At 42.5% G+C, this 26,283-nt stretch carries 26 protein-coding genes; 8 read left to right on the forward strand and 18 right to left on the reverse strand.

The window, feature by feature from the left end; genetic code table 11:
- Nucleotides 1-27: 27 nt before the first annotated feature.
- From ftsL to mraZ, 3 genes are read right to left on the reverse strand one after another with little or no spacing between them, the layout of a single operon-like run.
- Nucleotides 28-342 carry a cell division protein FtsL gene (gene ftsL, locus J8L86_RS09305; protein WP_055025211.1) on the reverse strand — a complete coding sequence of 105 codons (315 nt, stop codon included), beginning with the start codon at nt 340-342 and terminating at the stop codon, nt 28-30.
- A gap of 34 nt (nt 343-376) precedes the next feature.
- A complete protein-coding gene (gene rsmH / locus J8L86_RS09310; protein WP_055025212.1) occupies nt 377-1,318 on the reverse strand; it encodes a 16S rRNA (cytosine(1402)-N(4))-methyltransferase RsmH in 942 nt (313 codons plus the stop codon).
- Between the two features lie 23 nt (nt 1,319-1,341).
- Nucleotides 1,342-1,800 (reverse strand): division/cell wall cluster transcriptional repressor MraZ, encoded by a 459-nt coding sequence (gene mraZ, locus J8L86_RS09315; protein WP_055025297.1) that lies wholly within the window; start codon nt 1,798-1,800, stop codon nt 1,342-1,344.
- Between the two features lie 583 nt (nt 1,801-2,383).
- Between mraZ and J8L86_RS09320 the strand changes: the two genes are divergently transcribed.
- Nucleotides 2,384-2,626 (forward strand): hypothetical protein, encoded by a 243-nt coding sequence (locus J8L86_RS09320; protein WP_055025213.1) that lies wholly within the window; start codon nt 2,384-2,386, stop codon nt 2,624-2,626.
- 9 nt (nt 2,627-2,635) lie between these two features.
- Here the strand turns inward: J8L86_RS09320 and glpK are convergent, their stop codons facing one another.
- The 7 genes from glpK to recQ all read right to left on the reverse strand — a co-directional run bounded on the left by glpK (nt 2,636) and on the right by recQ (nt 13,734).
- Nucleotides 2,636-4,114 (reverse strand): glycerol kinase GlpK, encoded by a 1,479-nt coding sequence (glpK, locus tag J8L86_RS09325; RefSeq protein ID WP_211029991.1) that lies wholly within the window; start codon nt 4,112-4,114, stop codon nt 2,636-2,638.
- Nucleotides 4,115-4,333: 219 nt separating this feature from the next.
- The gene (locus J8L86_RS09330; RefSeq protein ID WP_211029993.1) at nt 4,334-5,692 is read right to left on the reverse strand and encodes an outer membrane protein transport protein; all 1,359 of its coding nucleotides are present in this window, start codon (nt 5,690-5,692) and stop codon (nt 4,334-4,336) included.
- Nucleotides 5,693-6,262: 570 nt separating this feature from the next.
- Nucleotides 6,263-6,868 (reverse strand): 3-isopropylmalate dehydratase small subunit, encoded by a 606-nt coding sequence (leuD, locus tag J8L86_RS09335; protein WP_211029995.1) that lies wholly within the window; start codon nt 6,866-6,868, stop codon nt 6,263-6,265.
- Nucleotides 6,869-6,895: 27 nt separating this feature from the next.
- Nucleotides 6,896-8,314: a 3-isopropylmalate dehydratase large subunit gene (gene leuC / locus J8L86_RS09340; RefSeq protein WP_065110090.1), complete on the reverse strand. Its 1,419-nt coding sequence runs from the start codon at nt 8,312-8,314 to the stop codon at nt 6,896-6,898.
- Complete coding sequence (gene leuB, locus J8L86_RS09345) at nt 8,314-9,408, reverse strand: 3-isopropylmalate dehydrogenase (RefSeq protein WP_211029997.1); 1,095 nt, start codon at nt 9,406-9,408, stop codon at nt 8,314-8,316. Before leuB ends, leuC begins: the two co-directional genes overlap by 1 nt.
- Nucleotides 9,405-10,973, reverse strand: a complete 1,569-nt coding sequence (leuA, locus tag J8L86_RS09350; RefSeq protein WP_055025219.1) for a 2-isopropylmalate synthase — start codon at nt 10,971-10,973, stop codon at nt 9,405-9,407. The genes leuB and leuA overlap by 4 nt, the downstream gene beginning before the upstream one ends.
- An 892-nt stretch (nt 10,974-11,865) precedes the next feature.
- Nucleotides 11,866-13,734, reverse strand: a complete 1,869-nt coding sequence (gene recQ, locus J8L86_RS09355; protein ID WP_082972455.1) for a DNA helicase RecQ — start codon at nt 13,732-13,734, stop codon at nt 11,866-11,868.
- 190 nt (nt 13,735-13,924) lie between these two features.
- Between recQ and J8L86_RS09360 the strand changes: the two genes are divergently transcribed.
- Both J8L86_RS09360 and rarD read left to right on the forward strand, forming a co-directional pair.
- Nucleotides 13,925-14,389, forward strand: coding sequence for a thioesterase family protein (locus J8L86_RS09360; protein ID WP_211029999.1), 465 nt, complete (start codon nt 13,925-13,927; stop codon nt 14,387-14,389).
- A gap of 170 nt (nt 14,390-14,559) precedes the next feature.
- Entirely contained in the window at nt 14,560-15,456 is an 897-nt protein-coding gene (gene rarD / locus J8L86_RS09365; protein ID WP_211030001.1) for an EamA family transporter RarD, read from the forward strand.
- A gap of 12 nt (nt 15,457-15,468) precedes the next feature.
- Here the strand turns inward: rarD and J8L86_RS09370 are convergent, their stop codons facing one another.
- The 5 genes from J8L86_RS09370 to radC form a co-directional block, all read right to left on the reverse strand.
- The gene (locus J8L86_RS09370) at nt 15,469-15,990 is read right to left on the reverse strand and encodes a PH domain-containing protein (protein WP_065110093.1); all 522 of its coding nucleotides are present in this window, start codon (nt 15,988-15,990) and stop codon (nt 15,469-15,471) included.
- A 190-nt stretch (nt 15,991-16,180) separates the two neighbouring features.
- Entirely contained in the window at nt 16,181-17,506 is a 1,326-nt protein-coding gene (gene argA, locus J8L86_RS09375) for an amino-acid N-acetyltransferase (protein ID WP_065110094.1), read from the reverse strand.
- A 455-nt stretch (nt 17,507-17,961) separates the two neighbouring features.
- Complete coding sequence (gene rpmG / locus J8L86_RS09380; RefSeq protein WP_055025224.1) at nt 17,962-18,135, reverse strand: 50S ribosomal protein L33; 174 nt, start codon at nt 18,133-18,135, stop codon at nt 17,962-17,964.
- 6 nt (nt 18,136-18,141) lie between these two features.
- The gene (rpmB, locus tag J8L86_RS09385; RefSeq protein ID WP_055025225.1) at nt 18,142-18,378 is read right to left on the reverse strand and encodes a 50S ribosomal protein L28; all 237 of its coding nucleotides are present in this window, start codon (nt 18,376-18,378) and stop codon (nt 18,142-18,144) included.
- Nucleotides 18,379-18,500: 122 nt separating this feature from the next.
- Entirely contained in the window at nt 18,501-19,178 is a 678-nt protein-coding gene (gene radC, locus J8L86_RS09390) for a DNA repair protein RadC (RefSeq protein ID WP_055025226.1), read from the reverse strand.
- Nucleotides 19,179-19,352: 174 nt separating this feature from the next.
- Here radC and coaBC point away from each other — a divergent pair, with 174 nt between their 5' ends.
- The 4 genes from coaBC (at nt 19,353) to folE (ending at nt 22,558) form a co-directional block, all read left to right on the forward strand.
- On the forward strand, nt 19,353-20,546 hold the full coding sequence (gene coaBC / locus J8L86_RS09395; protein ID WP_211030003.1) for a bifunctional phosphopantothenoylcysteine decarboxylase/phosphopantothenate--cysteine ligase CoaBC: 1,194 nt from the start codon (nt 19,353-19,355) through the stop codon (nt 20,544-20,546).
- Nucleotides 20,543-21,001, forward strand: a complete 459-nt coding sequence (gene dut / locus J8L86_RS09400; protein ID WP_055025228.1) for a dUTP diphosphatase — start codon at nt 20,543-20,545, stop codon at nt 20,999-21,001. Before coaBC ends, dut begins: the two co-directional genes overlap by 4 nt.
- A 34-nt stretch (nt 21,002-21,035) precedes the next feature.
- Entirely contained in the window at nt 21,036-21,629 is a 594-nt protein-coding gene (slmA, locus tag J8L86_RS09405; protein ID WP_055025229.1) for a nucleoid occlusion factor SlmA, read from the forward strand.
- A gap of 275 nt (nt 21,630-21,904) precedes the next feature.
- Entirely contained in the window at nt 21,905-22,558 is a 654-nt protein-coding gene (folE, locus tag J8L86_RS09410; protein WP_055025231.1) for a GTP cyclohydrolase I FolE, read from the forward strand.
- Nucleotides 22,559-22,643: 85 nt separating this feature from the next.
- Here the strand turns inward: folE and pyrE are convergent, their stop codons facing one another.
- Both pyrE and rph read right to left on the reverse strand, forming a co-directional pair.
- Nucleotides 22,644-23,285 carry an orotate phosphoribosyltransferase gene (gene pyrE / locus J8L86_RS09415; protein ID WP_211030005.1) on the reverse strand — a complete coding sequence of 214 codons (642 nt, stop codon included), beginning with the start codon at nt 23,283-23,285 and terminating at the stop codon, nt 22,644-22,646.
- A gap of 106 nt (nt 23,286-23,391) precedes the next feature.
- Nucleotides 23,392-24,105: a ribonuclease PH gene (gene rph, locus J8L86_RS09420; RefSeq protein WP_055025233.1), complete on the reverse strand. Its 714-nt coding sequence runs from the start codon at nt 24,103-24,105 to the stop codon at nt 23,392-23,394.
- A 225-nt stretch (nt 24,106-24,330) separates the two neighbouring features.
- On the opposite strand from rph, the gene J8L86_RS09425 reads away from it, so the two are divergent.
- Nucleotides 24,331-25,353, forward strand: a complete 1,023-nt coding sequence (locus J8L86_RS09425) for a 2-dehydropantoate 2-reductase (protein WP_211030007.1) — start codon at nt 24,331-24,333, stop codon at nt 25,351-25,353.
- 87 nt (nt 25,354-25,440) lie between these two features.
- Here J8L86_RS09425 and lgt read toward each other — a convergent pair whose 3' ends face one another.
- Nucleotides 25,441-26,223, reverse strand: a complete 783-nt coding sequence (gene lgt, locus J8L86_RS09430; protein WP_211030009.1) for a prolipoprotein diacylglyceryl transferase — start codon at nt 26,221-26,223, stop codon at nt 25,441-25,443.
- Nucleotides 26,224-26,283: the final 60 nt, after the last annotated feature.

The following is a 26,283-nucleotide window of genomic DNA, read 5'->3' on the forward strand; positions in this document are numbered from 1 at the left end:
TTTACTGACTCAATCATTCCTTTTCTGTTATTGCAGCCTGATAACCACTTCTTCTTTAGGTAAGGGTCGAACCATTTTTAAATCTTTAGTAGCAATACGAGTAACACGGCTATGCTCAGACTTAGATTGCTCTTCGAGTAACAAATTGCGCCACTCGATATCTAAACGATCCCGCTCTTGTAAAAGCTGATCTAACTGCGAGGTCAACTTACGCGTGGCATGGCTGGTATAAACCACCCCTACCGCATTGGCTAACACCACCATCGACAATAATAAAATCCACTTATGTCGCCAGATATCGGCAATCACAATGCGTGATAATTTTATTGATGATTGTCCCAAATTAACCTCTTTATGATGTCGCTGTGCTCAATAACTAATAATCAAGACGTTGAGCAACGCGTAACACCGAGCTTCGTGCTCGTGGATTCTGCTCAATTTCAACATCCGACGGCTTCATGGCTTTACCAATCGCTTTTAGCTTTCTCGATTTATTTATTTCCGCTTCTGTTATCGGTAGCCCGTGTGGCACGCTTTCACCTTGGCTATTTTTACGAATAAAACGTTTTACCATTCTGTCTTCTAAAGAATGGAAACTGATCACCGATAAGCGGCCTTCTGGCGCTAATACTGAAACTGCGCCTTCTAACGCTTGCTCAATTTGCTCAAGCTCACTATTGATATAAATACGAATAGCTTGGAAAACACGTGTCGCTGGATGCTTATTACGCTCTTTATTTTTAGTAATTCGAGCAATTAGATCGGCTAAATCTTTTGTGCGTAAAAAAGGCGTTTCTTCACGGTCAGCAGCAATACATCGGGCAATATGACGCGCATTTTTCTCTTCGCCGTAGGTTTTAAAAACCCAAGCCATGTCCTCAATTTCTGCTTTGGCGATCCACTCAGCAGCCGTTTGACCTTGGCTGTTATCCATTCGCATATCTAGTGGACCATCGCGTAAAAAACTAAAACCACGTTCAGCATCATCTAACTGAGGCGATGACACGCCTAAGTCCAATAACACACCGTCAATTTTGCCTTTAAGCCCGAGCTCAGTAACGTAGTCAGCCAATTGGCCAAAACCTCCGTGAACAATCTGAAAGCGAGGATCATCAGCAAATTGCTTAGCCGCTTCAATAGCTTGGGGATCACGATCGATCGCAATTAGACGTCCATTGTCACCAAGTTGACTTAATACATGCCTAGAATGACCACCACGCCCAAAGGTGCCATCGATATAGATGCCATCTTCATGGATATTTAAACCATCAACGGTTTCTTTTAGTAGTACAGATAAATGGGCAAATTCTTGGCTCATTAGACTCTTCTTAATTGGGTTATTTATAATGAAAAATTAGCTAATCTTTCATGGTTTGCGAGATCTTCAGCTTGAATCAACTCATGGCTTTCATCCATCTGTTGTTGCCAAGCAGCTTCATCCCATAATTCAAATTTATTGAGTAGACCCACCAACATCGTTTTCTTTTGTAAGCTGGCATATTGTCTTAATGCAGGTGGAACAAGCGCACGTCCATTGCCATCCAACTCACATTCGTGAGCGTGACCGAGTAATCTACGTTTCATAGAGCGTTCGACTTTATCTGTGTCAGACAATTGTAATAACTTGGCTTCAATCAATTCCCACTCATGGATCGGATAGATCAGTAAACAGTGTGATTGAATATCAACCGTGATAACCACAATGCCTTCGTGCTCGGCGCGCAAGGATTCTCGGTATCGCATTGGAATAGCGATCCGTCCTTTTGCATCCATATTTATTGCACTGGCACCCCGAAACACGGTCATCAAATCCTATAATTTGTTATTAAATTTCCCACAAATATCCACAATTCCCCACAACCCTTAAGTTTAGGGACACAACACAAGTATTGTCAAGGGATGACAACATTAATTAAATCCAGTTCTGAAGCGGGTTCGCAGCAAATTTTAATTAATGATAAGCGAGTGGATAAAAGTGGTTTTTAGATGGGTAAATGAACGAAACCATAGACATAACAGCGTTCATCTCAGTAAAGAATGTGGGGAATTTGATCCAAATTGTGACCATTTTCATATAAAAATAACAAATAGGGTCGATCTTACAGGCAAAATAAAAATAAAAATCCACCGAAAACATGATGTCGATAACTGACTGGCAGTAATGATTGCCGTTAACCAGCGCATTTTGTTGTATTGAATGATATATAAAACAGAGCAGCATATGTGAGTCAAAAATGACCATTGCGTATAAGCAAAAGGGAAAATACCAAGAAAGATGAAACAAAGTTATACTTAAATTGTCTAAATACTAACCAAAGATTGCCGATATAGTATATGAATCGACTTAGATCCATCATTTATCGACAACCATGAGGAGGCCATCATGAGCTTAGACACCATATATGCCATAACAGCAACACCACCAAAGCAAGTGGGTAGTTTTAAACGAGATGTCAAAAAGGTAAGCAACAGTAATGCCTTAGATGCTGATAGTCATGAAGCGCCGCAATCGCAATTGCCACCAAACACATCAACCCCAAATGCAGCTATATCACGTCCTAATACAAACCAAGCTCAACCCGCAGATACTAAATCACCTGCAAGACATATCGATATAGAAGTGTAAACTTCACCATTACACTGTTTGTTGGACAGCTTTTTTCCAACCTGAATATAAACGATTGCGTACATCGGCTTCCATCGATGCAAAGAACGTTTTATCGGCAGCTGCGATATTATTAAGTTCAGCAGTTGATTGCCAAAAACCAACAGCAAGCCCAGCCAAAAATGCAGCCCCCATCGCCGTAGTTTCTGTAACCTGAGGTCGAATCACATCCACATCACTAATATCAGCTTGAAACTGCATTAAGAAATCGTTTGCAACTGCACCGCCATCGACGCGAACTTGAGTCAACGGGACTCCCGAATCTTGGCTCATTGCTGCAAGTAAATCTTGGCTTTGATAGGCTATCGCTTCTAATGCTGCACGGATAATATGACTGCGGTTGACGCCACGAGTCAGACCGACAATCGCGCCACGAGCATCAGGTTCCCAATAAGGTGCTCCTAAACCAACAAATGCAGGTACCAAATACACTCCATTGGTATCTTCCACTTTATTAGCAAAATATTCCGTGTCTTGTGCATCCTGAATCAAGCCCATTTCATCACGAAGCCATTGAATCACAGCACCGCCCATAAACACTGAGCCTTCTAATGCATAATTTACCGATAAGTCTCCACCAATTGCTACAGTGGTTAATAAGCCATGAGTTGATGATACGGCTTTCTGGCCTGTATTCATTAATAAGAAACAGCCTGTGCCATAAGTATTTTTGGCCATTCCTGGCTCAAAACAAAGCTGACCAAATAACGCAGATTGCTGATCTCCCGCCATGCCAGCAACGGCAATCTCACCACCAGCAATCGTGGTTGTGCCATAAACAGCACAAGAAGGTTTCACTTCTGGCAGCATTGCACTTGGAATATCAAACGCTTTTAACAGTTTTTCGTCCCATTGCTGCTGATGGATATTAAACAACATCGTCCGTGACGCATTAGTCGGCTCGGTTACATGCACTTTACCTTGAGTCAACTTCCACACTAGCCAAGTATCTATTGTGCCAAACAACAAATTGCCCGCTTGGGCTTCTTCACGCGCACCTTCAACATTATCCAAAATCCACTTAATTTTACTGGCAGAAAAATAAGGGTCGAGTACTAAACCTGTGGCAGACTTAATATCCTCCTCTAACCCATCCGCTTTAAACTGCTGACATATAGCTTGACTACGACGGCATTGCCAAACAATGGCATTGTATATTGGCTTACCAGTGCGTTTATCCCACACCACTGTTGTTTCACGTTGATTTGTGATGCCAATTGATGCCACTTCATCAGCGCTAATACTCGCCCTTGCTAAGACTTCGATTAATGACGAACTTTGCGACGACCAAATCTCCATCGGATCGTGTTCTACCCACCCAGCTTGAGGATATATCTGAGAAAACTCTCTTTGCGCCACAGCAACCATATTGGCATTGTGATCGAATACAATCGCCCTAGAACTTGTCGTACCTTGATCGAGCGCAATAACATATTTCTTAGAAGTCATTATCTACCTATAGATTGTCAGCAGTGTTATTTTAAAAAGTGTTCTGCACGCTTGCGCTATATAACACTGTAAAAATTATCTTTACTAAGTTAAGACGGATAATCACCGATCTCAAGTCCGTTACACTCACAATGAGAATAATTGTGCTGTAAGCTATATTTAGCCTACAAAAAAGCCCCGCGAGTGCGAGGCTTTTTCAATGTAATCTACAGTTTCAAATTACATTTTATAGCTTAATTGAATACCAGCTAACCAAACATCAGCTTCAACATCACCGCTATAATTAACTGATGCTAAACCCAGTAGGTCTTGAGTTTCGTCAATTGGCGCGTCCCCCACACCTTTGATGTAGGTCAAAGCAAAATCAACCGTTAAGTTTTTCGTTGCTTGATATCCTGCACCAGCACTGAACCATAAACGATCTGAATCTGGGATTGTTGTTGAACGGTATTCGTCTTGCGCAGCACCTTGATCTAGCGCCATACCGCCACGAACTAACCACTTGTCGTTAAGTTGGTATGTTGTACCGACAGCAAAACGCCAGTTATCTTTGAAGTTCTCTTCTTTAACTAAATCAGACTCCAATGGTAAACCCGTTGTTGAGTCAATTGGCTTAGTTTCGCCAGGGAAGTATGCTACTAACTCATCAAAAACACTCCACTGAGTCCAGTTTACACTTGCATGCATTGCCCAGTTTTCAGTTAATTGGTGATGTGAAGCTAATTCAGCAAATGCTGGTAACTCAATCGGTAAGTAGCCTTCAATGTGCACATCTTGACCGCCATCGTACAATAAGCCAGATGCAAAGCCATCTAACTCAAGTTCAACGCCACTGTGATAAGCAAAGCCTAAACGATGCGCTTCATTGATCTGCCAGCTTGTGCCTAATTGCCAACCTAAGGCAATATCGTCACCTTCCATATACTTAAGGCTCGCACCTGCATCAGGAAGTTGAGGGGCCAGAGCAGGAACGGCTTGTTTCACGCCATCAATCCAACCCGGCATAGATGCGCCAACATGGCCTTCACCATACACCACACGTAATCCGGCACCGACACTGAATGCTTCATTAACTTTATAAGCAATATTCGGGTTAAACTCGACAGTTGTAATCCCAGTTTCATTACCAAATAAAGACGCTGGATGGGTTGCATCAAGCTCTGTCGCTAAACCGTAATTTGAGTTAACCGCTAAACCCCAAGTCCAGTTGTCATTCAACTGATTAGAGTAATAAAAGTTAGGCACAACCGCACTATCAGCAAAATCAGTAGCATCCGCTGCAATAATGACAGGATCAGGACCTAATATTGGAGAAGAAATACTAACGTCACCTACAACATCAACATTTGGCATGATGTAAATCGCACCTGCTGAAAGTTGACGACCTTCAAGGTAAGTTAACATTGCAGGGTTTCTTGCTTGAGCCGAAGCATTATCAGCCATTGCCGCTTCACCAGCAAAAGCACGGCCTAAACCCGTTGATGAGTATTCCGCTAACTGAAAACCAGCTGCATTCACTTGAGTCGTTGCCCCGAAAAGCATGGCACTTACTGCCACAGTCAATAGTGTCTTTTTCATTATTAGTCTCTGTTTGTAGCAAATCTAATGTTTGCTTAATCTCTTACATCATTAGAGCAATTGCTCAATTTGAAATCGCGGCAAGTTTACTGATGCAGAATAAATTTACAAGCCAAAGCCTTAAAACAGAGTAAATAACTACAAAACCAGTAACAGAAAACATCTTTGGTGACACAGCTCACACCAAAAACACCCTCTCAGAGACGTTTTTTAAAAAATACTCGCTAAGAGCCAATAGAAAAATATCAAACAGAATAATAAAAACTTAAATATCAAGCAGATAACAAAAATATATTACTGGACGCAAGTGTTCCCAAAAAAGCAGTGAGTTTCACTACCTTTGTGTAAAACAATGAAAGATAAAAAGATAAAACCTTAAAAATCAAACTATTAAGCCAATATAATTTATATCAACCAATAAAAAAGCCCTTACTTATCATAGTAAGGGCTTTAGCTAATATAAACTTGGTACAAGTGTAAGCCTAAATGTTAATTTTAAGCCCAATAGCAACAATTTGATTAAATCTGTTTAAAATTACGTCGCTAATCGCAGATATATTGTCATGGCGATTAACCACGCCAAGCAGGTATATTCGCCTCATAGTCCGTAATTGCCTGTGCATACTCTAAGGTTAAGCCAATTGCATCCAAGCCGTTTAATAGCTTATGTCTAGCTGATTCAGCAATCGAAAAATCGAAAACACTCCCAGTTGGTGAGGTCACCGTTAACGACACTAAATCAACGGTAATATTCGCACCTTCACTGGCCTCAACCTCTGCCATCAATTGATTGACTTGTTCGTGAGTTAACTTAACTGGCAATAAACCATTATTGATCGAGTTGCCATAAAAAATGTCAGCAAAAGTGGGGGCAATGACCACACGCAAACCAAAATCGGCTAACGCCCATGGTGCGTGTTCACGACTTGAACCACAGCCAAAATTTTCTTGAGCTAATAAAATCGACGCACCTTTATAACGAGGTAAATTTAATGAAAAATCTGGATTATCTTGCTCACCCGCTTCATCTAAATAACGCCAATCATGGAATAAATGTACCCCAAAGCCATCCCTTGTCACTTTTGATAAGAATTGCTTAGGAATTATTTGGTCAGTGTCGATATTCGCACTATCAATCGCAACCGCTAGACCAGTATGTTGAGTAAAAGCTTGCATCTGTTTCTCTCTTCTAGTGGTAATGGATTAATAAGGCTTACGGATATCAACAAAATGACCAGCGATAGCAGCTGCAGCTGCCATTGCAGGGCTCACCAAATGTGTTCGACTGCCACGGCCTTGGCGACCTTCAAAATTACGATTACTGGTCGATGCGCAGCGATCGCCAGCTTCTAATCGATCATCATTCATTGCTAAACACATAGAGCAACCCGGTAAGCGCCACTCAAAACCAGCATCGAGGAAGACTTTATCTAACCCTTCTGCTTCTGCCTGTAATTTAACTTGTCCAGAACCTGGAACCACAATCGCAGTGACGCCATCAGCGACTTTACGGTTTTTAGCATGGTGCGCAGCTGCACGTAAGTCTTCGATACGAGAGTTAGTACACGAACCAATAAAGACTTTATTAATCGGAATATCAACCATTTTGGTACCAGAAGTTAGGCCAATATATTCAAGGGCTTTTTCCATGCTACTACGCACTGTCGCATTTGGCTCGCTCGCTGGATTTGGCACTTCTGCATCAATCGGAACCACTTGACCTGGATTTGTTCCCCAAGTTAATTGTGGTGCAATATCGGCAGCGTCTAAAATCACTTCTGCATCAAAGCTTGCATCTGGATCGGTTTTTAATGCAGTCCAATCCGCAACGGCTTGCTGCCAGTCATCGCCTTTAGGAGAAAACTCGCGCCCTTCAAGATAGTCGAAAGTGGTTTGATCGGGCGCAACCATGCCTGCTTTAGCGCCCATTTCAATGGCCATGTTACACAATGTCATGCGACCTTCCATTGATAGCGCTTCGATAGCGTCACCACAGAACTCAACGACATAACCAGTACCGCCATCCATGCCTAAGCGACCAATGATGGCTAACACAATATCTTTTGCTGTAATGCCTTCAGCGACATGACCACGTACTTCCACTTTCATGGTTTTCGCTTTCAGCTGACGCATAGTTTGGGTTGCTAACACATGCTCAACTTCTGAGGTACCAATACCAAATGCCAATGCACCAAATGCCCCATGTGTCGCCGTATGCGAGTCGCCACAAACAATGACAGTACCAGGAAGTGTAATGCCTAATTCTGGCCCCATTACATGAACAATACCTTGGTTAGGATGGTGAATATCATAAAGCTTAACGCCAAATTCTTTACAGTTTTGCGCTAATGTCTCCACTTGAATACGTGCCATTGGACTCATCGCATCTAAGCTCGCGCTCAATGTCGAGATATTATGATCCATGGTTGCAAAGGTTTTTTCAGGTGCGCGGAGTTTACGCCCTGCGGTTTTTAAACCACTGAAGGCCTGCGGTGATGTCACCTCGTGAACCAAATGGCGATCCACATAGATAATCGGCGCCTCAGCTTCTGGCGATGCCAGTACATGGGCATCCCACACTTTTTCATACAGAGTCTGAGCACCACTTGCTTGAGTTGCCATTACACACCTTCCTTAACAGCATTAGCGATAAAATCGCCCATTTCTGACGTTGTTTTAGCATTTTGGCGTTCATCAGCACTTAATAACTCGCCCGTTAAATAACCTTCAGACAAGGCTTTACTTACCGCACGCTCTATCGCACTGGCAGCGTCTTCAAGCTTTAAACTATGACGCAGCAATAAGGCAGCTGATAAAATTTGTGCCACTGGATTGGCAATACCTTGGCCGGCAATATCTGGTGCACTGCCACCAGCAGGTTCATACATACCAAAACCACTGCTATTTAAACTCGCAGATGACAATAGCCCCATCGAGCCAGTCAACATGGCAATTTCGTCAGAAATAATATCGCCAAATAAGTTTGAACATAACATGACGTCAAATTCATTCGGACGACGTAACAATTGCATTGTCGCGTTATCAATATAGATATGCTCCAGCTCTACATCTGGGAAATCTTTAGCGACACCTTCAACAACTTCTCGCCATAATACTGAACAAGCCAGAACGTTAGCCTTATCGACTGATGTCACTTTTTTGCTTCTGCCTTGAGCAGCTTCAAAAGCAATGCGAGCTATGCGCTCAATCTCGCGGCGGCTATAGCGCATCGTATCAAACGCTTCTTCATCAGCGCCTTCACCTTGGCGCCCTTTTGGCTTACCAAAGTAAATACCACCCGTTAACTCACGGACGCATAACACATCAAAACCACGTGATGAGATATCACTGCGCAGCGGTGACATATGTTCAAGTCCTGTATGCAACTTGGCAGGACGTAAATTACAGAACAAATCAAAATGACCACGAAGCGGTAACAACGCGCCACGTTCAGGTTGATCATTAGGGGCTAGATGTTCCCATTTAGGGCCACCAACACTACCAAACAATACGGCATCTGCAGCTTCACAACCTTTCAAAGTTGATTCTGGTAACGGGCAACCATGGTTATCAATGGCAATACCACCAACATCGTACTCAGCATATTCAATATTTAGTGCAAATCTGGCTTCAACTTCTTTTAGCACTTTGCGTGCTTCAGCCATTACTTCAGGACCAATACCATCCCCTGCTAATACTGCTACTTGATAACTCATACTCCACCTAACTCCCTATCTTTATGAATCTGTTGTTTAAAATCAGCTACTTTATCTGCACGATAAATTAAGTTCATCACATGAACGAGCGCCTGTGCTGAGGATTCAACCACGTCTGTTGCTAACCCTAGACCATGGAAAGTTTGCTGATTGTATTCTGCGGTAATATCAACTTGGCCTAAGGCATTCTGACCTTCACCTTTCGCACCTAATTTGTAGTTAGTAATATTGATGGTGCGGTCTGTTGCTCTTGCAATGGCATTGTACGCAGCATCAACAGGACCATTACCGGTCGCCGCTTCTGTCATCTCTTTACCATCCACCGTAATACGCACTGTGGCAGTTGCCACGCCTTCTGTAGAGTCTGAATGCACCATTAAATGTTGTAATGCGTAATGATCATCATCTTGAGATTGAGCTTCCATAAACACTAAGGCTTCTAGGTCATAATCAAATACTTGACCTTTCTTATCCGCTAAATTCAAAAATTGCTCGTAAAGGCTATCCATATCGTAATCGGAAGCTTGGTAACCCATTTCTTCCATACGGTGCTTAATGACATGGCGGCCTGAGCGTGATGTCATATTTAAATTATTACGATTCAAACCAATGCTTTCTGGTGTCATGATCTCGTAAGTGTTTTTCGCTTTTAACATGCCATCTTGGTGAATGCCTGATGAATGAGAAAACGCATTGGTGCCCACTACAGCTTTGTTCGCTTGAATAGGCATATTACATAGCTGGCTCACCAATGAAGAGGTGCGATGGATCTCTTTTGCATTAATATTGCTTTCAAGCCCTAATAAACCTTTACGCGTCGATAGGATCATGGCGATTTCTTCTAATGAACAATTACCCGCTCGTTCGCCAATACCGTTTACAGTACATTCAATTTGACGAGCGCCATGCTCAACAGCAGTAATAGAGTTAGCCACAGACAAACCTAAATCGTCATGACAATGCACTGAGATCACCGCTTGATCGATATTAGGTACACGATTAAATAGCGTTTGAATGATGCCGCCGAACTCGCTTGGCACGGTATAGCCCACGGTATCAGGAATATTAATGGTGCGAGCACCCGCTTTAATGGCTTGTTCAACCATACGGCATAGGTTATCAATAGGTGTTCGACCCGCATCTTCACACGAAAACTCAACATCATCTGTAAAACGGCGAGCATATTTAACAGCCCCAACAGCCATATCAAGCACGTCATCAAATGAACGTTTTAATTTGCTTTCAACGTGAATAGTCGATGTAGAAATAAAAGTATGAATACGGAACTGTTCAGCAACAGATAACGCTTGAGCTGCTGCATCAATGTCTTTTTCAAGAGCACGAGATAATGCACAAACACGGCTGTTTTTAATTGTTCTAGCAATGGTCTGCACTGATTCAAAATCACCTGGCGATGACACAGGAAAACCCACTTCCATAACATCAACACCCAAGCGCTCAAGCGCCAGAGCAATTTGCAGCTTTTCTTTAACCGTTAAACTTGCTGCTAACGCCTGCTCACCATCTCTCAATGTGGTATCAAATATTATGACTCTATTGGACATCAGTTTTCTCCATCGAACTTTGTTGTTCAGGTAAAAGTTTGTTCGGTTATCTAACAAATAACTGCGACGCCATTAAAAGTGTTTAGCAAGTCATTCGTCTATTTGTTTGTTCTAAAAATCAATTGGGTACAGAAACAAAAAACCCCGCGGCTGTTAGCGCGGGGTTTGTGAATGCAAGTAAACTTATTTAGCAAGTAACACAAAGGACTCCGCGCAAATTTTGCGTAAGAGAAGAAAGAGACCTAGGAGAATGTTACCACTATAAATATTCATTAAAGTTAACTAATTATTCTTAAATTAAAATGTTCTATACTGACTTTTTAACGTGACAAGCCTGCTGTGTCAACCCTATTTTATTCATCTTTTGTTCAATTATCCCTTTAAGCTAAATCAGACTCGACGGTCAATCTTCTCTAAAACAGTGTAGCGATAAAGAAAAACCCAGCGTAAACCTTGATATACGCTGATTCTAGGATTTATTTTCAAAAATAATTTGCATCAAACGACTAAGTATCATCACCAATAAAAAAGTGCATAATTTTTTTGAAGTGATTAAGCCATTTTCGTTATATCAGCCATGCGAATCAATACGCAGCCAGTAAACATTGAATATGGAACTAGCATAGTAACTGAATGAAATAGATCGTTCGTGATTAAAAACACTTGTTAGTCATGTTTGCGCGATAACCTAATCAAAGCGCTTGCACACAAAGGAAGGTCATAACGAGAATGATGAAATCAAGCTAGTGAAATATAAGAGAGCTAAAATTAACGACAAACGAGAATTGAAGAAGTGAGGAGGTGAAGAACCATAACGCTTTCATTACCTAGCTTTAAAACGGCTCGCTAACATCCTTGATGATAACGCAATAAGCCTTGTACCAACGATTAACTAGCTTTCGATTAAGTATTGGCTTATTTCATCCAAAAAGGCATTACCAAATCGGCTTAACTTACGCTCACCAACACCATTCACCGCTAACATTTCTCCGGCGCTCGTGGGTACCATTGCCGCCATTTCTGCTAATGTTGCGTCATTGAATACTAAATATGGCGGAACGTCATGCTCTTCGGCCAGCTCTCTTCGTAGTAATTTCAGGCGTGCGAAGAGCTTTCTGTCGTATTGCTGCGGCGCACGAGAGGCGCTACTGCGACGTTTAGTGGTCACTAATTGAATACGAGGCTCTGCAAGTTGCAATGTCACCTCGCCTTTTAACACGGCTCTTGCTGATTCGTTGAGCTTAACAGATGAACCACGGGTAATATCTTGTGAAGCCAGACCAAGGTGAATGAGTTGACGTGTAACCGACAACCAATACTCATGGCTTTGCTCCTTGCCGATTCCCCAAGTGGATAACTTATTATGGCCACGATCCATCACATTGGCCGCTTTTGAGCCACGTAACACGTCAATGACCTGATTCACCCCAAAATGCTGGTTTAGTCTAAAGATACAAGACAAAACTTTTTTAGCATCTTCACTGCCATCATACTTTTTAGGCGGGTCAATACAGACATCGCAGTTACCACAAGGCTTATCAGCACTTTCATCAAAGTAATGCAGTAATACCTGACGGCGGCATGTTTGCGCTTCAGCAAACGCCGCCATGGTATTCATTTTATGGAACTCCACATCTTGTTGCGGACCTGGCTCAGATTGCTCAATTAAATGCTTCACGCGCCCAATATCAGCAGGGTCAAATAACATATAAGCTTCAGCATCTAAGCCATCTCGTCCTGCTCGGCCTGTTTCTTGGTAGTAAGACTCCACGCTTTTCGGAATATCGTAATGCACAACAAAGCGGACATTGGATTTATTAATCCCCATACCAAAGGCAACAGTTGCCACTACGATATCAATTTTATCTTTTAAAAATTTATCTTGAATATCAACACGTTCTTCTTGTGTCATACCCGCATGGTACGCAGCAGCGCTGAAGCCCTGCAGCTTTAGGCGATCAGCAACCTCATCAACACGGCGTCGACTACTGCAGTAGATAATGCCATTACTGCCTTTTTGCAGTTGTAAAAACTGCTTTAGCTGGTTAGCCGCATTGAGCTTTTCGACCACAGTGTAACGGATATTAGGTCGGTCAAAGCTAGATAATAAGCAAAATGGCGTGATATGAAGCCGCTGGCAAATACTCTCACGAGTTGCTTGATCAGCTGTAGCTGTTAACGCCATCAGTGGAATGTATGGAAATATCTGTTTTAGCTGACCAAGGGCGGCATATTCAGGTCTAAAATCATGGCCCCATTGACTGATGCAATGCGCTTCATCAATGGCAAACAGAGATACCTGTAATTCATGTAATCGTTCAATAAAGTCAGGACGAAGTAAGCGCTCTGGCGATACATATAGCAGCTTAATTTCACCTTGATGTAAACGACGTAGTATTGCCACCGTTTCTTCACGAGGTAAGGATGAGTTCAAATAAGCTGCCGCAACACCAGATTGAGTTAAGCTGTCCACTTGATCTTTCATCAAAGAAATCAAAGGTGACACCACTACTGTCAACCCTGGCAGTAATAAAGCTGGCAGCTGATAACACATACTTTTACCGCCACCTGTGGGCATGATAACTAATGTGTCTTGGCCGTTTAACGTTTGCTCAATAATCTCACGCTGACCTTCTCTGAAGTCACGATAACCAAATATCTGTTGTAAATGGTAGCCGAGTGCGTCCTGCTCCAATGTTGGAGTGGGAACTGAAATCTGCTGCGGCTGTGCTTCTACTGAACCTGAGATATGATTGTCCATCTTTTGAGCTGAAGATAAGAAGCGCCATTTTAAAGCACTGCTGTGCATATGTCTCGAATCAATGCGCAATAGTTAACCTCAACTGCTCAAATATGCACCATTGATTTTATAAAGCTAATTAAGTTAGATTAAATACTCTATCTCATCATGTTCATGTATTTCAGCATGACTTGCTAACTAAAGGCCAACTATGACCACGGACGTTCAACGTAAAGTATTACAACAAGTGGCTGATATTTTTGATAAGCATGTTCCTTTTCATAATCTACTCGGATTAGAAATCAAGCGTTACGATATCAACGGTGTTGAAGTGGTGATTAAGATGAAACCCGAACTCATTGGCAATATTCATCAACACATATTACATGGTGGAGTGACTGCCACACTGCTCGATGTTGTCGGTGGATTAACCTGTTTTGCAGGCTTAGTTTCAAGCCGAGAAGATTGGACCATTGAAGCGTTAGAACAACGGCTCACTACGCTCGGTACAATTGATATGCGCGTCGATTACCTTCGCCCTGGCCGAGGAGAAATATTTACCGCTACAGGATGTGTGATCCGTTCAGGTAATCGTGTTTCAGTGTGCCGAATGGAGCTGCATAATGAACAAGGTACTCATATCGCATTTGGCACGGGAACTTATATGGTTGGCTGATATGATGGTTGAGTAGCCAGATGCGAATAATTCAATTGAACATCAATGTCTATTTGGCAACTGTAAAGTTTTTGTATATTCAATATACGTAAAATGATTTCGCGAATTACTTGAGAGATTACCGTAAGCCACCTACAATCGCCTTCTTTATCGCTTCATACTGGATTCCCATGCAAGATCTTGAACATCGTAAAGGCGTAGCCCTTGCCATTTGTGCCTACTGTCTATGGGGAATTGCACCGCTTTATTTCAAGTTACTGAGTGACGTTTCTGCGCTGGAAACTTTAGCGCACCGTGTCGTGTGGTCATTTATTTTCATTATCATTTTAATGCAGTTTTTGGGCGGTTTCTCTCGCTTAACGACCTTGCTGAAAAAGCCCAAACAGCTATTGGTGTTAGCACTCACCTCGGTGCTCATTGCTGCTAATTGGTTAATATTTATTTGGGCCATTAATAACGATCAAATGCTTGATGCCAGCTTAGGCTACTTCATTAATCCATTATTTAATGTGCTATTGGGAATGGTCTTTTTATCTGAGCGGTTACGCAAATTGCAGTGGGCTGCAGTGGCGCTAGCCAGTATTGGCGTTTTGATTCAGCTCATTTCATTCGGCTCAATACCTTTAGTATCCCTGGCATTAGCAGCTTCTTTTGGCTTTTATGGTTTACTGCGTAAAAAGGTCAATATCGACGCTAAAACAGGCTTATTAGTTGAAACCGCTATTTTGCTCCCTATCGCACTCGGCTATTTAGCGCTCACGTTAGACACAGCCAGCGCGAATATGCTGACTAATGATATGACAATGAACCTCACACTGATTGCAGCAGGTATTGTCACTACAGTGCCATTATTGTGCTTTGCTGGTGCAGCCATGCGCATTCCGCTATCGATGTTGGGATTCTTTCAGTATATCGGTCCCAGTATCATGTTTATTTTGGCAATATTTTTATACAAGGAACCATTCGATATTGAAAAGGGCATCACCTTTGGGTTTATTTGGAGTGCTTTAGTGGTCTTTACTACCGATATGGCACTACAACGACGCCGTCGTTTAAAGCAAAGCTAACAGCCAATTGACTTAATCCTGCCAAGCAGTCATTTTTGTCATTGCTGCTTGCGGGTTTTCTAACGATAACAACAACGAATACCCCTTTTCAGTGGGTAACAACAAGACATTCTCGTTTGTAGTCACTGATACTAACGCCTTATCGCCGTTTTGCAGCGTAAACCATCCTAATGAGTAACCTGACAAGCCAAGACCATTCGTTCGTCTTGTAGGCATATATTGCGGCGCCTCAATAAGATTAATCACTCTGGCTTGCTGCCAAACTAATTCATCTTGCTGAAATACTTGTCCGTAGAGTGGAATAGTCAGTGTCACCTGATGACTTTTCTCGACCGATAACCCCGCATGTTGCGTTTGATACAAGGTAATAGAAAACAAACCAAACACCGCAATAATTATCCCTAAGCTTGCGTAAACGGCCATGCTTGGCATCTTTTTCAGTTTTAAAAGTAACGTGAGCAGCAATAAGCCCATCATAACGCCGATGAAATTAGCTAAACCATTCGCTGTTAGCCCTGCCAGTTCTATATTCATTGATTTTCTATACCTAAAATTCGTTTTTATTAAGCGCCCGACTTAATAGAGCATGTGATTGGAATAATGCAATATTTTGCGAGCATAACAAAAATGCCACCCCATGGCTTAACATGTTGTGGCATTTCAGTAAGTATCAAACAATCACGTATTCAACATTAATGTTCAAATCTAGTGTTATAAATATACCTTATAAATCTAGAGCCAATATTTTTGATTTACGTTGAAAATTATATAGCTGCTTTTTGACATTCGGCAGCGCATCAACCTCAACAATATTAAAGCCATGCTCTAAAAACCAATGAATACTGCGAGTCGTTAAGGCAAATAGCCGTGAATAGCCTCTGACTCTGGCTTGACCAATAATGTTATTCAATAGCACGCTACCTCTGTCGGCATCACGGTAATCGGGATGCACGACTAAACAAGCAAACTCACCGGCATTATCTTCTTCAAATGGATACAGTGCTGCACAACCAATCACCAGACTGTCACGCTCAATCAGCATAAACTGTTCGATTTCCATTTCCAGTTGCTCACGAGAGCGTCTAACCAGTATCCCTTGCTCTTCTAGTGGTCTAATTAAATCTAAGATACCACCGATATCGCCAATGTTTGCCCGACGTAATCGTTCGGCACTTTCGGTCACAATCTGGGTACCAATACCTTCACGAGAGAATAACTCTTGCAACAAGGTGCCATCTTCAAGGTAACTCACTAAATGACAACGTGGCACGCCATTACGACACGCATCAATACTGGCTTTTAAGAAGGCCATAGTACCAACACAGGCTTCGCCAGCTTGATTCATGTCATCCCAAATAGCTTGTGCACCATTTGGCATCAGCTCGGCAATCACCTCGCCTGACTCATCTAAAATCCCGTGAGTATTACTAAAGCCAATGATCTTATCTGCCTTTAACTTTATCGCCACTTGGGTGGCAACCTCTTCAGCCGTTAAATTAAAACACTCACCAGTCACTGACACCGCCATAGGGCCCATGAGCACAATACAATTATTGTTTAATTGACGCTCTAACCCTTGGGTATCAATACGGCGCACTTTACCGGTCAGACAAAAATCAACGCCATCATCAATACCTAATGGCTGTGCAATAACAAAATTGCCGCTCACTAAGTTGATTTGCGCATTTTGCATCGGTGTATTACCCAAGCTCATCGATAAGCGCGCGGTAATATCAAATTGCACAGCACCGGCAACTTGCTTAATTACTTTAAGCGAGTCTTCGTCGGTTATACGCACACCATTGTGATACGTAGGCTCGATGTTCGCATCATGCAATGCCGCGTCAATTTGAGGGCGGGCACCATAAACTAGCACGACTTTAATCCCTAAAGAGTGCAACAAGGCGACATCATTGAGAATGCCTCTAAATTGATTATGTAACAGTGCTTCGCCACCAAGCATCACAACGAAGGTTTTGCCACGATGCACATTGACATATGGCGCTGAGTGACGGAATCCATCAACAAGTTCTGTGGTTCTTAAAGGCACATTAACCCCTAACAAATAAACTTAACGGTATTCAGTGTCTATTCCAAATAGAACACCAATATAATTAATCAATATTATTGCATTTAAATTCACTTTGAAAGACTTTTATTGGGATATTTAGCGCTTTTTAGTATTTAACTATTCAAAAAAAGTCTCAAAAGCGGTATCACGTTAGTATTCGATAAAATATCAGCTAGCCAATCACTTAATTAAAGCGACCCTTTTGCCATGGTTTGTTAAATAGTTGGCCAATATACAGGTAAGCACTCAGTCATACGCAGCCTAATCAGCCAAGATGACAAGTTTAATACTCACACTAAATAATCAGCACAAAGCACTGTAAAGATATATTGCTACTTAAAAATGGATAAGAGAGTTGGAATGACATAGGTGGGGCTGAAAAAAGGCCAAAAAAAAGCCCCTAAAAAGGGGCTTTTAAAAGGAGGAAAAATCAATTACTTGATTTTAGCTTCTTTGTAGATAACGTGCTGACGAATAACTGGATCAAATTTTTTGATTTCCATTTTTTCAGGCATGTTACGCTTATTTTTTTCAGTAGTGTAGAAGTGACCAGTTTTAGCACTAGATACTAATTTGATCTTCTCACGATTACCTTTAGATTTAGCCATTTTCTATTATACCTTCTCGCCGCGGGCACGAAGTTCTTTAACTACAACTTCAATACCTTTTTTATCGATGATACGGATACCTTTAGTAGATACACGTAGTTGCACGAAGCGTTTTTCTTCTTCTAACCAAAAACGGTGGTTTTGTAGGTTAGGTAAAAAACGACGACGAGTCGAATTTTTAGCGTGCGAACGGTTGTTACCAACCATCGGCTTCTTGCCAGTTACTTGGCATACTCTTGACATGTCAATCTTCTCCAAAAACAATTTTAAAACGCTCGAGCATTTATGTGCCTCGTGTGGCCGTCGCCCGAGGCACAAAGAGGGCGCATTTTATACACGATAACAAAACTAAGATCAAGTGTTGTTTAAAATATCCACCCACGTTCAGCAAAGGATATTATCTGCTGATCACCTACAACCATATGATCTAATAGAGAAACATCGATAGTAGAGAGGGCTTTTTTTAATCTGTCAGTAATTTGCCGATCTGCCTGACTTGGCTCTGCAATGCCAGACGGGTGATTATGACACACTATGACTGCCGCAGCCTTTTTCTCCAGCACCAACGCCACCACTTCACGTGGATATACTGATGCCGAATTAATCGTTCCGCGGAATAATTCTACAAACTGAATCACTCTATGTTGGCTATCCAACAATAATAATGCGAACACTTCATAGGATCGGTCTGCTAATTGTCTCATTAAATAGTCCCGAGTTAAATCAGGATTTATTAAAATTTGTCCTCGATGCATATTTTCTTGAAAAATTCGCTTCGAAATCTCCGATGCAGCCTGCATTTGAGCAAATTTTACCGGCCCAACACCCGCTAATTGACACACTTGAGACTGTGATGCTGAAAATAAAGCCCGTAATCCGCCAAATTCTGTGATCATTCCTCGAGCCAAATCCACTGCATTATGGCCTGCTAACCCATTTCGCAATAATACAGCCAATAATTCTGCATCTGATAAGTGCCCTGCCCCATGATGAAGTAACTTATCTCGTGGGCCTTCTCCTTCTGGCCAATCTTTTATTGCCATAAACACTCCCTTGTTTATTGCTTAAATCAAATTCAGTCAATATTTCTGTTAGCTAACGCATCACTGCCAACATAACCATAGAGTATGGACGAAAATTTTAATTTCGGATCGTCACCATTTAGGTTGATTGTGATATTGTAGCGCCAATGAACTGGATAGCAGGATTGAGTAAACATGCTGACAAATAAAAAAGTCCTTTTGGGTATCGGTGGTGGCATAGCCGCGTATAAAAGTGCTGACTTAATTCGTCGCCTCAAAGAACGTGGCGCAGATGTTCGTGTGGTCATGAGCCAAAGCGCCATGGAATTTATCACCCCGTTAACCATTCAAGCTTTATCAGGTCACCCTGTTGCTTCTGACTTACTGGATCCCGCAGCTGAAGCTGCAATGGGGCATATTGAATTAGCTCGTTGGGCTGATGTAGTCATCGTAGCGCCAGCAACAGCAAACCTGATTGCCCGCATTAATGCTGGCATGGCAGATGAATTGCTAACGACCACTTGTTTAGCCACAGAAGCGCCAGTGATAGTGTGTCCAGCCATGAACCAGCAAATGTATCGTAATCAAGCCACTCAAGAAAACCTTGCCAATATTGCTCGCAAAGGCATCACAGTATGGGGGCCAGCGAGTGGCGACCAAGCCTGTGGCGAAGTGGGTCCTGGTCGGATGATGGAGCCGTTAGCCATTGCTGAGCAGCTCATCAATTTCTTTGGCCCTAAACCATTAGCTGGAGTCAAACTACTCCTTACAGCAGGCCCAACTCGAGAAGCGATTGACCCAGTGCGTTATATTTCTAACCATAGTTCAGGCAAAATGGGCTTCGCATTGGCCACAGCGGCGACACAGATGGGCGCTGAAGTCACCTTAGTGTCCGGGCCAGTCAATTTAGCGACCCCAAGTCATGTCAACCGTATTGATGTTGAATCAGCCCAAAACATGCTTGATGCTGTTATGGAGCATGTTGATGGTCAGGATATCTTTATAGGCTGTGCTGCTGTCGCAGATTACCGCATTGCTGAAGTAGCAGAATCAAAAATCAAAAAATCAGCTGAGAATATGCAGCTTGAGATGACCCGTAATCCAGACATTCTTGCCAATGTAGCCGCATTAAAAAATCGTCCTTTCACTGTAGGTTTTGCTGCTGAGACCGATAACGTAGAAGAATACGCCCGTGGCAAGCTTGAGCGAAAAAAGTTGGACTTAATTGCCGCAAACGACGTATCAATCGCTGGGCTTGGTTTTAATGCTGACGCCAATGCATTACATGTTTTTTGGCAGGACGGTAGTCAACAGCTGCCAGCAACCGATAAACTGACCCTAGCAAAACAATTACTTACTTTAATAGCAACAAAAATAAAAACATCATGAAGACACCTGTAGAATTAAAGTTACTCGACTCCCGCATAGGCAGCGAGTTTCCACTACCAAACTATGCCACACCAGGCAGTGCTGGTATGGACTTGCGCGCCATGATCGATACCACCATGGTCATTGAGCCAGGTAAAACAGTGTTAATCCCCACAGGGATTGCAGTACACGTTGCCGATCCAAGTCTTGCGGCAGTGATTTTGCCTCGCTCAGGTTTGGGGCATAAACACGGCATTGTGTTAGGTAACTTAGTCGGCTTAATTGACTCTGATTACCAAGGACCATTAATGGTGTCTTGCTGGAATCGTAGCGATGAGCCTTTTACATTAGAAATAGGTGATCGTTTAGCACAACTGGTGTTTGTTCCTGTTGTTCAAGCACAATTTACCTTAGTCGATGAGTTTGATACCTCAGATCGTGGTGAAGGCGGATTTGGTCACTCAGGTACCAAATAACCTTTACAAGTAGTCACAAGCCTAGGAATAACAAATGGCGGCTAGCCCAAAAATAAATCGTCGTGAGCACATTTTACAGTGTCTCGCGCACATGCTGGAAACCAGCCCTGGCCAACGTATTACCACTGCTAAATTGGCAGCTGAAGTTGGTGTTTCTGAAGCGGCGCTTTATCGCCACTTCCCAAGTAAAGCAAGAATGTTTGAAGGCTTAATTGAGTTTATTGAAGACGCAATTCTGTCTCGTTTAAACCTGATTATGGATGAAGAGAAAGACACCATGAAACGCTGTGAACTCGTCTTACAGCTATTACTGGTCTTCTCTGAGCGTAACCCAGGTATTTCACGGGTACTCAATGGCGACGCATTACTGGGCGAGAACGAGCGTCTACGCAGCCGCATCAGTGGTTTATTTGCCAAAATTGAAACCCAAATTAAGCAAATACTGCGTGAAAAAACCTTACGTGAAGGCCATGGCTTTAATTTAGATGAAGCCATTTTAGCTAACTTATTATTAGCTATCGCCGAAGGCAGAATCGCCCAATTTGTTCGTAGTGAATTTAAACAAAAACCTACCGAGCACTTTGATGAGCAATGGCAATTTGTTCAGCAGCAGTTGTTACGCAGCTAAATCAGCCTTCAAAGTAGAATAATGTAAACGCACTTCGGTGCGTTTTTTATTGGCTTTTATTCATTACAAAATCATAAGCCAGTAAAAAATAAGTCATATTTGCTCTAGCTCGTGCTATACCCGACTAAAAAGGTCGGCTTTTTTTATGTCAGTAATATTAATTTGCTTCAAATCACGTTATTATCCCCCTCCCTCGTGATACGGCATTTGCAGCAGTATCACGGTTAATAACATACACTCAGTAGTACGCATTACCCCTGTGGTTGGAGGATAAGATGGCATTAAGTGAAGCTGCAATAAAGGTCAAAACAGCACTGACTGAGCAAGGGTTAGAAACCCCGATGCTGCCGCAAACTCATACTCCAGAAGCGCGTAAAGAAAAAATTGAGCATCACATGAAAGAAGTGTTAACGCTAATGGCGTTAGACTTATCAGATGACAGCTTAATGGATACGCCTCGCCGCATTGCTAAAATGTATGTTGATGAGATTTTCTCAGGGCTTGATTATGAGAACTTCCCTAAAATCACTGTCATCGACAATAAGATGGGCGTTGATGAAATGGTTCGGGTGCAAGACATAAGCCTTACCAGCACTTGTGAGCATCACTTAGTGACCATTGATGGCTATGCCACTGTCGCCTATTTGCCTCGCACTAAAATTATCGGTTTATCAAAAATAAACCGCATCGTGCGCTTTTTTGCCCAGCGCCCACAAGTACAAGAAAGACTGACCCAGCAAGTCTTAGTTGCACTGCAAACGCTGCTCGAAACTAAAGATGTGGCCGTTAAAATGGATGCAGTACATTACTGCGTTAAATCTCGCGGCGTGATGGACTCCACCAGTTCAACAACCACCACGGCATTAGGCGGGATTTTTAAATCAAACCCAGCAACCCGTGCTGAGTTTTTACACCAGTCTAAGTGTTAGTTAGCAATCATTAACCCTGCTCACAGCAAAACAAATACAAAAAAGCCAGACATCAAGTCTGGCTTTTGTTTTTAACGAAGATGGATTAAATACCGTATTGCTCACGGTAAGCGCTCACTGACGCTAACTCTTTTTCCATTCCTGGTTTTTCAGATAAGTAATTAATTAAATCACCTAGCTTAATAATAGATACGATAGCGCAGCCAAAGTCACGTTCAACTTCTTGAATCGCTGATAACTCACCCTTGCCTTTTTCTTGTCTATCAAGTGCGATTAACACACCTGCTAAGCTTGCATCGTGGGCTGCGATGATTTCCATCGACTCACGAATAGCTGTACCCGCTGTGATCACGTCATCCACTAACATCACTTTACCTGCAAGCTCGCTACCCACTAACGAGCCACCTTCACCATGATCTTTTTTCTCTTTACGGTTAAAGCAGTAAGGCGCATCTTTATCATGGTGATCGCAAAGCGCTACAACCGTCGTTGTCGCAATCGGGATACCTTTGTAAGCAGGACCAAACACTAAATCGTAGTCAATACCAGAATCAACCAATGCAGCAGCATAAAAACGACCTAAACGTGCTAAATCACGACCCGTATTAAATAAACCCGCATTAAAAAAGTAAGGGCTAGTACGGCCTGATTTTAAGGTGAACTCACCAAAGCGTAATACCTGACGCTCAAGAGCGAATTCAATAAACTCACGTTGATATGCTTTCACATTATCTCCTTAACACTGTTATCTATTTTTATTTAATGACGACTAAGCCTAAATAAAGCTTAAAAAAAGGGGCTCTTATTAACAGAGCCCCTTAATCAAATACGTTTTAGCTTAATGCTGCTTTTTGCGTATCGACAATTTCGCGAATGCCGTGCTTCGCAAGCTCAAGTAAGCTTAATAACTCTTCGTGGCTGAACGGCTCACCTTCGGCAGTGCCTTGGATTTCAATCATCTTGCCAGTTTCAGTCATCACAACGTTCATGTCAGTTTCAGCTGCGCTATCTTCGATATATTCTAAATCGCAGATTGGCTCACCTTTGTAAATGCCAACACTAACAGCTGCAATTAAAAACTTAAGCGGGTTAGTTTTTAAAATGCCTTTACCACGCGCCCAGTTTAATGCATCAACAAGTGCAACACATGCACCAGTAATTGCAGCGGTACGAGTACCACCGTCAGCTTGAATCACGTCACAATCGATAACAATCGTGTTTTCGCCTAACGCTTTCATATCAACAGCTGCACGTAATGAACGACCGATTAAGCGTTGGATTTCTTGAGTACGGCCTGATTGCTTGCCACGGGCAGCTTCACGTTGCATGCGGCTATGAGTTGAACGCGGTAACATACCGTATTCAGCGGTTACCCAACCTTGGCCTTGACCTTTAAGAAAGCGTGGTACGCCTTCTTCAAAGCTTGCGGTACACAAAACTTTAGTGTCACCAAATTCAACCAACACCGAACCTTCAGCGTGAGCTGTAAATTGACGAGTAATCGTAACTGGACGAGATTGTGCAGGTGTTCTGTCGCTTGGACGCATATGAATTTCCTATTGTGTGGAATCGATGACAAATTCTGTATCTAATTGCTACCTAGAAAAAGCAAAATCGATTTCTAGACAGTGTGCATCTATTTTCATGCACATTTGGCTGCACATTATAGTGACTTGTTTGCACGGATGCCACGCTAAACAAAACCCTAATTGGATTTTTATTAACAAAAAGGCACACTGGGTTAGGATTCTGCGTAAAGGTTAAGGGAAATAATGAAAATTGCCATATTTGGAGCTGGCTCTACAGGCTGCTACCTAGCAGGCGAATTACTGATGGCAAAGCTGGATGTCAGCCTCATTTGCCGCGAGCGAATTAAGCGCAGCATTATTGAAAACCAAGGTATCACCAGTTACCAGGGTTTGCATCAAAAAGTGATGCCCACGGCGTTAATTACCGACCTAGATACAAATCGAGATACTGACCCAAATAGCCCCTTGCAAGATGCAGTTAACCCAACGCCCGTATTTGACGTTATTTTTGTCACCTTAAAATGCCACCAGCTAGCATCCGTTACCGAACAATTGCGACAAATAAGCCACCGCCAAAGCAGCATTATTTTTATGCAAAATGGCTTAGGCAGTCTCGAGCAAGTATTGCCGCAATTAACACATCGTCACGTCAGCCAAGGCATTACCCCGTTTAACGTACTGCAACAGGCCAATGCCACGTTTCATAAAGGCACCGAAGGCCAATTTACCTTTGCCCGTTCTCAACACACTACAGCCATACAACAAGCGATGCATGAGATCCAGCAAAGCGAATGCACTCTCGTTGATGACATGGCACCTGTTATTCATGGCAAGTTGCTGCTTAACCTTAATAATGCGCTCAACGCCATTACTGATGTGCCCATAAAAGAACAGCTCGGTCAACGCCGCACCCGCAAATTACTCAGCCTTGCAATGAAAGAGTGGTTAACCGTGTGCCAGCAAGCCAAGCTGCCGTTAGCGCAATTTACTAAAGTAAAACCCGCATGGTTGCCATTAATACTCTCATTGCCCGATTGGCTGTTTAACCTCGTTGCTAAGCAAATGCTAGACATAGACCCCAAAGCCCGCTCATCGATGTGGGAAGACATTCAAGCCAAACGCCAAACTGAAATCGACTACCTTAATGGCGCAGTGGTAAAGCTTGGTCAACAAGTGAATGTCAGTACACCGGTAAATGCCGCCATTACCGCAGGCATTAAAAAACTTGAGCAAGGTGAAACTGTCGATATTCAAACGTTCCGTTAATCACCTGCATAAAAAAGGCCGCGACTTTATTAAGTCACAGCCTATTATTAATCAATTTTGATAAAACAGTTTTAACACATCATTGGCTTACTTTTGTTTTCTCACAAACGGTAAAATAAGCAATGCAACGCCAACAATTAAAAACGGTACACTCAATAACTGCCCTGCACTCATGGTCCATTCAGTGGCATAAGCTGCTTGCTTCACTTTCACCATTTCGATGGCCCAACGCGCACTGAACACACTGCACAAGAACAAGCCAAAAATCACACCGTGCTTTTCTTTGAGGTTAGTAAACTTGTACACCGCATATAGCGTAATAAAGATAACTAAATAACTAATCGCTTCGTATAGCTGCGCAGGGTGACGCGGCAGCATATCCACTCGCTCAAAAATAATGCCCCAAGGTTTAGTGGTCGGTAAGCCTAATATTTCTGAATTGGCAAAATTGGCCATACGCACAAAAAAGCCAAATATTGCAGTCGCAATAGCCAGTCTGTCTAACAAAAACAAAAACGGCATATCGGTTTTACGCTTGTAATAATACAGCGCTAAAATCGCCCCAAGCCCGCCGCCATGGCTGGCTAATCCACCTTCCCAAATGGCTAATATTTTCATCGGGTTGGCAAAGTAGTAACTCGGATCGTAAAAAAAACAGTGCGCTAAACGTGCGCCAACAATTATGCCGAACACGCAATACATCAGTAGGTTATCGAGCGACTCGACATCTAAACCTTCTTTTTTATACATGCGCTTCATCACCTGAAACCCACTCGCAATGGCCAAGGCAAACAACGCACCATACCAATGTACTTTAAGACCCATAAAAGAAATTAACACGGGGTCGAGATTCCACACAAAATGGTCCAATTGACTACTCCAAAATAATAAAACAGCTAAACCTATCAGGCACAAGCAGCAGATGTAGGC

This window comes from Shewanella sp. MMG014, assembly GCF_018100775.1.
GTDB classification, from domain to species: Bacteria; Pseudomonadota; Gammaproteobacteria; order Enterobacterales; family Shewanellaceae; genus Shewanella; species Shewanella japonica.